Source organism: Phenylobacterium sp. (assembly GCF_036263695.1).
Taxonomy (GTDB): Bacteria; Pseudomonadota; Alphaproteobacteria; order Caulobacterales; family Caulobacteraceae; genus Phenylobacterium.
On record NZ_DATAGM010000019.1, the window covers coordinates 1 to 6,829 of the forward strand.

Below are 6,829 nucleotides of genomic sequence, written 5' to 3' on the forward strand. Positions count from 1 at the left end.
TTCTCCCTGCGCCAGCTGGTGCGCTGCATGAAGGAAGGCGCCCAGATGTTCGGCTGGGACCGGCGCAACCCGCGGCCGCGCCACACGCGCGAGGGCCGCTGGTGGGTCGGCATGGGCATGGCCGCTGCGATCCGCGGCAACTTCCTGCTGCCCGCCAAGGCCAGCTTCTCGGTGGACGGCGAGGGCGTGATCACCGTCCGCCAGGGCATGACCGACATCGGCACCGGCAGCTACACGGTGCTGGCCCAGATCGCCGCCGAGACCATGGGCGTGCCGCTGAAGCAGGTGCGGGTGGAGATCGGCGACAGCGAGCTGCCGCCGGCCCCTGGCTCGGGCGGCCAGTTCGGGGCCGCCACCGCCGGCTCGGCCGCTCTGGCGGCGGGCATGAACCTGCGCAAGGCCATCGCCGAGCTGGCGGTCGGCGATCCCGGCTCGCCGCTGCATGGCGGCGATCCGGCCCAGGTGCAGTTCCAGGACGGCGGCATCGCCCTGGGCAATCGCGCCGAGAGCCTGTCGTCGCTGATCTCTCGGGCGGCCCCGGAGGGCCTGACGGTGGAGGGGGACAGCCGCCCCGCCGCCGACGCCCGCAACTGGAGCCAGCACACCTACGGCGCCCACTTCTGCGAGGTCGCGGTCGCTGCGGACACCGGCGAGGTGCGCGTGCGGCGCATGCTCGGCGTCTTCGCCGCCGGACGGATCATCAACTGGAAGACGGCGCGCAGCCAGCTGACCGGCGGGATGATCTGGGGCGTCGGCTCGGCGCTGACAGAAGGCAACCTGCCCGATCCGCGCTACGGCTCGCTGATCAACCAGGACCTGGCCCAGTACCTGGTCCCCGTGCAGCTCGACATCGGCGAGCTCGACGCCATCATGCTCGACGAGGTGGACGACAAGGCCAACCCGATGGGCATCAAGGGGGTCGGCGAGCTCGGCATCTCCGGCGCCGGCGCGGCCGTCGCCAACGCCATCTACAACGCCTGCGGCGTCCGCGTGCGGGAGTATCCGATCACCCCGGACAAGCTGATCGCCGGGGGGCTGTAGGGAGGTGACAGGTAGCGCCTGCTACCTGTCACCCCAACAGCGGCGTAGTTCGGCCGATCCGCTCCCGCCAACAGGCGAGCAGAGGGGTGACGCCGAGCTCCATCACGAGAGGACCGATGACTTGCGGACCTGCGCCGGTCTCGCCGATGGCGAGGAGGCGGCACAATCCGCCCACGACGACGAGGGCGGTGAGAGTTCGCACCACCGCTCCGCGTCCCTCGATCCCCGGAACGCAGCCCCAGAAGGAGAGTCCGATCCCGAGCAGCAGTCCGGAAAGGTAGCGCGTGTGGCTGTCTGAGGCCGCATCGGACGCTTGCACGCCGCCGAAGGCGCCCCACAGGCCTGCTGCGACCGGCACAATTCCGGCGGCGAGAACACAGGCCTGAAGCAGACGGCGCTCCAGGCCTGCGGCCGCCGGCCATCCCGCGCCCGGCATCGGCTTAGAATCGATAGCTGGCCTTCACCCGCACCGAGTGGCTCTCGAAGTCGCTCTCGCTGCGCCGGAAAACGGTTCCGGCGGCGTTGACGGTGGTGAACGGCGTGCCGGCCGGGCCCGCGGCCCGGACGTCGCCGCCCTCGTCGTCCAGCGTCGTATAGAGGTACTCCAGGCCCAGGGCGACCTCGGGGGTCACCATGTGCTCGACCCCGCCGCCCAGCTGCCAGCCGGTGGCCCGGTCATCGCCGCCCTGGACCGAGAAGGTGTTCGCTCTGTTGGTGGTGTTGAAGCTGTGCTCCACATCGCCGGACGCCACGCCGCCGGTGGCGTAGACAAGGCTGCGGCCGAAGCCGAACCCGCCGCGGGCGCGCAGCGCCACGAGGTTCTTGAGCCGGCGTGTCTGCACATAGTTGGCCGGGGTCGTGGAGAAGGCGGTGACGCTGTCTTCCACATCGGTGCGGCTGGCCTCCACGAGCGCGCCGAACACGAAGCCGCCGAACTGCATGTCGTAGCCCATGTGCCCGCCGAACTCGAAGCCGCCCTCGTCCTCGTCGCAGCCGCCTGCCGCCGTGGAATCCACCGCCGCTCCGCCGCAGAAGCCGGGGCCGAAGGCGTTGGCCCCGGCTCCGGTGCGCACCGTGTCGTTGAAGGTCCCGTTCAGATCGGTGTCGAAGCCGACCGTCTCGTCGTCATTTTCCGACATCCAGCCGCCGCCGGCGTGGGCGCCCACATAGAAGCCGCTCCAGTCCACCTCCTGCGCGGAGGCGCCGGTGGTTGTCAGCGCCGCGACGGCGGCCGCGGCGGCGAGTGAGATTCTATGGTTCATGCGACAGGGTCCCTCTGCACGAGCCGCCATGGCGGCGGCGTAGGAGGGGTACGGCCGCCGCCCCTGGGTGGATGCAGCGGCGCCGCAAAGAAGCTTGGGCTGTGGCCGACGTGCCGTCGGCCCGGGTTCTTAGCTCGCCTGGGTGGCGGCGCGCAGCTCGCCGAGCACGCGGGCCAGGTCGCCTTCGCGGAACGGCTTCTGGAGGACCGGGGAGCCCCGGTCGACCTCGCGCAGGCCAGCGTCGCCTTAACCGGTGGCGAAGGCGAACGGGGCGCCCTTCTCGCGCAGCAGGTCGGCGAGCGGGAAGATGGGCTGGCCGCCGAGGTTGACGTCCAGGACGGCGCAGTCGAGCTCGGACTCGTTGGCCAGCGCGATGGCCTCATCGAGCCGGGAGGCGGGGCCGATCACTTCGCAGCCCAGATCGCTCAGCATGTCCTCGATCAGCATGGAGACCATCATCTCGTCTTCCACGACGAGGACCCTCAGGCCGTCCAGCTTGACTGCGTCGCTCATGCGAGGGGCTCCGTTACGCTCACGCCACAACTCCAGCATACGCGGAGGCTGGCGACCAGCGCCAATGACAGCTTGTCATGAACTACCCCGCGCGCCCTGTCTCTAACCGACGTTAACACCTTGGCCGTGGGAAGGTTTCCGCGCGGCCTCAGTCCTCGTCCTCCCGCTCGATCGGCGGGGAGATGCGCAGACCGGTGATCTGATTGCGCTCGCGCCGCACCACCTGGAATCTGTGGCCGTGGAAGATGAAGGTCTGGCCGACCTTGGGGATTGTCTGGGCCTCGTGGATCACCAGGCCGGCGACGGTGACCGCATCCTCATCCGGCAGCGCCCAGTCCATGGCCCGGTTGAGGTCGCGGATCGCGACGGCGCCGTCCACGGTCACCCAGCCGTCCGGCTGCGGCCGCACGCCGGCCACCGCGAGGTCGTGCTCGTCTTCGATCTCGCCGACGATCTCCTCGAGGATGTCCTCAAGCGTGATCAGCCCCTGCAGGGCGCCGTACTCGTCCACCACCAGGGCGAAGTGGCTCTGGCGCTTCAGAAAGGCGTTCAGCTGGTCCTTCAGGTTGGTGGTCTCGGGGATGAACCAGGGCTCGCGGGCGATGGCCATCACGTCAATGGCGTCCATCCGGCCCTCGGCCTTGGCCATGGCGAGCAGCAGGTCCTTGGCGTGCAGCACGCCGACGATGTTCTCGGGATCATCGCGGTAGAGCGGCACCCGGGTGTGGGCGATCTCCAGGGCCTCGGTGACCAGGTCGCGCGCCGGCAGGGCGGCGTCGATCATGGCGATCTGCTTGCGGTGGACCATCACCTGGGTGACGTCCATCTCGGAGAGGTCCAGGACGCCGCCGAGCATCCGCCGGTCCCGCTCCTCTACCAGGCCTTCGGAGTGGTGATACTCGACCGCTCCTCGGATCTCTTCCCGCGCCGCCAGCACGTCGGTCTCCATGGAGAGCTTGATGCCGAATGGGCGCAGGGTATGGCGCACGATCCACTGGGCGCCGCGCGCCAGCGGACCGAAGATCTTCACCACCCAGTAGGTCGGGATCGACAGGCCGCGGGCCACGTCGTCCGCCCGGGCGATGGCGAGGGTCTTGGGCAGGATCTCGGCGAACACGACGACCAGCACCGTCATCACCGCCGTGGCGATCAGTGCGCCCGTGGCCCCTGGGAAGGCCTTGGTCAGCACCGTCGTGGTCAGGGCCGAGGCGAAGATGTTGATGACGTTGTTGGAGAGCAGGATCGCGCCGATCATGTTCTCCTGGTCAGCGATTAGCCGGTTCACGCGCCGCGCGGCGCGGTCGCCGTCCCGCTCCAGCTGGTGCATGCGGGCCCGCGAGGCCGCGGTCATGGCGGTCTCGGCGGCGGAGATCAGGCCGGAAGCGGACAAGAGAAGGATCAGCGACGGCGCAAGCGCCGCGATCATGGCCGCAATCACGGCGCAGCTCCCTCCGAGAGCAGGAAGTCGCGAACGGACGCCGCGTCGACGTCCTTGGCGACAAAGGCCTGTCCGAGGCCGCGGGCCAGGATGAAGGTCAGCCGCCCGCCCTCCGCCTTTTTGTCCTGGGCCATGTGGCGCACCAGCCGGTCGGCCGGGAACGGCTCGGGGCGAACGTCGGACATGCGGACCGGCAGGCCGGCGGCGGCGATGGCCCGCTCGGCGCGGCTGGCGTCCTGGCTCGGGCAGAGGCCGAGCCGGGCCGAGAAGCGGAAGGCCATGGCCATGCCCGCGCCGACGGCCTCGCCGTGCAGCAGGGCGTCGCCGTAGCCGGTCTCGGCCTCCAGGGCGTGGCCGAAGGTGTGGCCGAGGTTGAGCAGCGCGCGGCGGCCCGCCTCCTTCTCGTCCTCGGCGACGATCTCGGCCTTCATCTCGACCGAGCGAGCGACGGCGGCGGCCAGCGCCTCCGGCTCACGGGCCAGCACCTTGCCGCCCTCGGCCTCCAACCGCTCGAAGAAGGCGAAGTCGCCCAACAGGCCGTACTTGATCACCTCGGCGTATCCGGCCCGCATTTCCCGGTCGGGCAGGGTGTCGAGGACGAAGAGGTCGGCCAGCACCAGCCGCGGCTGGTGGAAGGCGCCGATCAGGTTCTTGCCCTGCGGGGTGTCGATGGCCGTCTTGCCGCCCACCGAAGAGTCCACCTGCGCCAGCAGGGTCGTGGGGACCTGAACGAAATCGATGCCGCGCTTGTAGATCGCCGCCGCGAAGCCCGCGAGATCGCCCACCACGCCGCCGCCGAAGGCCACGACCAGGTCGCCGCGGTCGAGCTCCAGCGCCAGCAGGCGGTCCGAGACGTCCGCCAGGCCCTCCCAGCTCTTGGTCTGCTCGCCGGGCGGGATGATCACGGGAAGGGCCGTCAGGCCCGCGCCCTGGAGCGCGGCGGTGAGCCGAGCGCCGTGCAGACGCCACACGGTCTCGTCGCTGACGACGGCCGCACGCTTGCGGGAGACGAAGGGGGCGATCTTCGCGCCGGCTTCGTCCAGCAACCCACGGCCGATCACCACCTCATAGGCGCGCGCGCCCAGACCGACCTTGACCGAGCGGGTCATCGGGCCGCGCCGTCCAGGTGGGCCTGCAGCGCGTTCAGCACCTGCTCGACGGTCACGTGATGGGCGGAATCGGTGGTCTCGACGACGATGTCAGCCTCGGCGTAGATCGGATAGCGGGCCTGCGCCTGCTCGTTCAGCACGGCGATCGGGTCCTTGCCGTGCAACAGGGGTCTGTTGTCCTTGCGCGTCAGCCGCCTGGCGAGCACCTCCAGGTCGGCCTTCAGCCAGACGGTGACCGATTTGGCCTTCAGGAGCGCCCGGGTCTGCGGGTTGACGAAGGCGCCGCCGCCGGTGGCCAGCACGTGCGGCGGCTCGTCCAGCAGCCGGGCGATCACCCGCCGCTCGCCCTCGCGGAACGTGGCCTCGCCCAGGTCGGCGAAGATGTCAGGGATCGAGCGGCCCGCGGCCTGCTCCACCTCGGTGTCCGCGTCGCGGAACGGCAGGTCGAGGGCGCTGGCCAGCCGGCGGCCGACGCTCGACTTGCCCACGCCCATCAGCCCCACCAGGGCGATCGTGCGGGCGCGTAAAGGGGCGAACCTGTCCATTGGTCGCCGACGCTTACACGAGCGTGCGCCGCTGCGCCAACTCTCGGGGCGCGGCCGCATGGGTTAGGCTGCCCCAATGACCCGAAAGGCCGATTCGGCGGTGAGCTCCGGTTGGACCGAGGCCTTCCTGGAGATGATGGCGGTGGAGCGGGCCGCCGCTCGCAACACCCTGACCGCCTATTCCAAGGACCTGGCCGACGCCTCCGGCTTCCTGGCCGGCCGCGGGCGGGACCTCTCGGACGCTTCGGCCGAAGACGTCGAGGCCTACTTCGCCGAACTGGCCGCGCGAGGGTTGTCCCCCGCCACGGCCGCCCGCCGCCGGGCCGCCGTGCGCCAGTTCTACCGCTTCGCCCTGGGCGAGGGCTGGCGCAAGGACGATCCCTCCCGCCGGGTCGACGCCCCGAAAAAGGGCCGGCCGCTTCCCAAGGTGCTGGACCGCGACGAGGTGAGCCGGATCATCGCCGCGGCCGGCGCCAGGGACGGCGCGCAGGGGCTGCGCCTGGCCTGCATGGTCGAGCTGCTCTACGCCTCGGGCCTGCGGATCTCGGAGCTGGTCGGCCTGCCCTTGGCCGCGCTCGCCCGCGACCCCGCCTATCTGATCGTCAAGGGCAAGGGCGGCAAGGAGCGGCTGGCCCCGCTCAACGGCGCCGCCCGCGAGGCGGTGAAGGCCTACCTGGCGGTCCGCAAGAGCTTCCTGCCAAAGGGCGACGCGGCCAATCCGTGGCTGTTCCCCTCGCGCGGCAAGGGCGGCCGACTGACGTCGCGGCGGTTCGCTCAGATGCTCGACGAGGCGGCGCTGGCCGCAGGCGTGGATCCGGCCAAGGTCAGCCCGCACGTGCTGCGGCACGCTTTCGCAACCCACCTGCTGGAGGGCGGGGCGGACCTGAGGGTCGTTCAGACCCTGCTCGGCCACGCCGACAT

General features: G+C 70.7%; 7 protein-coding genes and 1 pseudogene. 2 read left to right on the forward strand and 6 right to left on the reverse strand.

Features of this window, described 5'->3' with window-relative positions:
* Nucleotides 1-1,041: molybdopterin cofactor-binding domain-containing protein (locus VHK87_RS00570; RefSeq protein ID WP_329632952.1), on the forward strand; the 1,041-nt coding region annotated here is incomplete at its 5' end.
* A 28-nt stretch (nt 1,042-1,069) separates the two neighbouring features.
* Here the strand turns inward: VHK87_RS00570 and VHK87_RS00575 are convergent.
* From VHK87_RS00575 to VHK87_RS00600, 6 genes and pseudogenes are all read right to left on the reverse strand, one after another.
* On the reverse strand, nt 1,070-1,477 hold the full coding sequence (locus VHK87_RS00575) for a DUF4345 family protein (RefSeq protein ID WP_329632953.1): 408 nt from the start codon (nt 1,475-1,477) through the stop codon (nt 1,070-1,072).
* 4 nt (nt 1,478-1,481) lie between these two features.
* The gene (locus tag VHK87_RS00580; protein WP_329632954.1) at nt 1,482-2,303 is read right to left on the reverse strand and encodes an outer membrane protein; all 822 of its coding nucleotides are present in this window, start codon (nt 2,301-2,303) and stop codon (nt 1,482-1,484) included.
* A 129-nt stretch (nt 2,304-2,432) separates the two neighbouring features.
* A pseudogene (locus VHK87_RS00585) lies at nt 2,433-2,816 on the reverse strand (response regulator).
* A 148-nt stretch (nt 2,817-2,964) separates the two neighbouring features.
* The gene (locus tag VHK87_RS00590) at nt 2,965-4,251 is read right to left on the reverse strand and encodes an HlyC/CorC family transporter (RefSeq protein WP_414694081.1); all 1,287 of its coding nucleotides are present in this window, start codon (nt 4,249-4,251) and stop codon (nt 2,965-2,967) included.
* Entirely contained in the window at nt 4,251-5,363 is a 1,113-nt protein-coding gene (gene aroB, locus VHK87_RS00595) for a 3-dehydroquinate synthase (protein WP_329632955.1), read from the reverse strand. The genes VHK87_RS00590 and aroB overlap by 1 nt, the downstream gene beginning before the upstream one ends.
* On the reverse strand, nt 5,360-5,908 hold the full coding sequence (locus VHK87_RS00600; protein WP_329632956.1) for a shikimate kinase: 549 nt from the start codon (nt 5,906-5,908) through the stop codon (nt 5,360-5,362). The genes aroB and VHK87_RS00600 overlap by 4 nt, the downstream gene beginning before the upstream one ends.
* A gap of 76 nt (nt 5,909-5,984) precedes the next feature.
* Here VHK87_RS00600 and VHK87_RS00605 point away from each other — a divergent pair.
* On the forward strand, nt 5,985-6,829 hold an 845-nt coding region (locus VHK87_RS00605; RefSeq protein WP_414694080.1), incomplete at its 3' end, for a tyrosine recombinase.

What these genes read in the sequence shown, in the direction of transcription:
- VHK87_RS00575 (WP_329632953.1), bottom strand. Translation starts at nt 1,477, where the DNA reads ATGCCGGGCGCGGGATGGCCGGCGGCCGCAGGCCTGGAGCGCCGTCTG.
- VHK87_RS00580 (WP_329632954.1), bottom strand. Translation starts at nt 2,303, where the DNA reads ATGAACCATAGAATCTCACTCGCCGCCGCGGCCGCCGTCGCGGCGCTG.
- VHK87_RS00600 (WP_329632956.1), bottom strand. Translation starts at nt 5,908, where the DNA reads ATGGACAGGTTCGCCCCTTTACGCGCCCGCACGATCGCCCTGGTGGGG.
- aroB (WP_329632955.1), bottom strand. Translation starts at nt 5,363, where the DNA reads ATGACCCGCTCGGTCAAGGTCGGTCTGGGCGCGCGCGCCTATGAGGTG.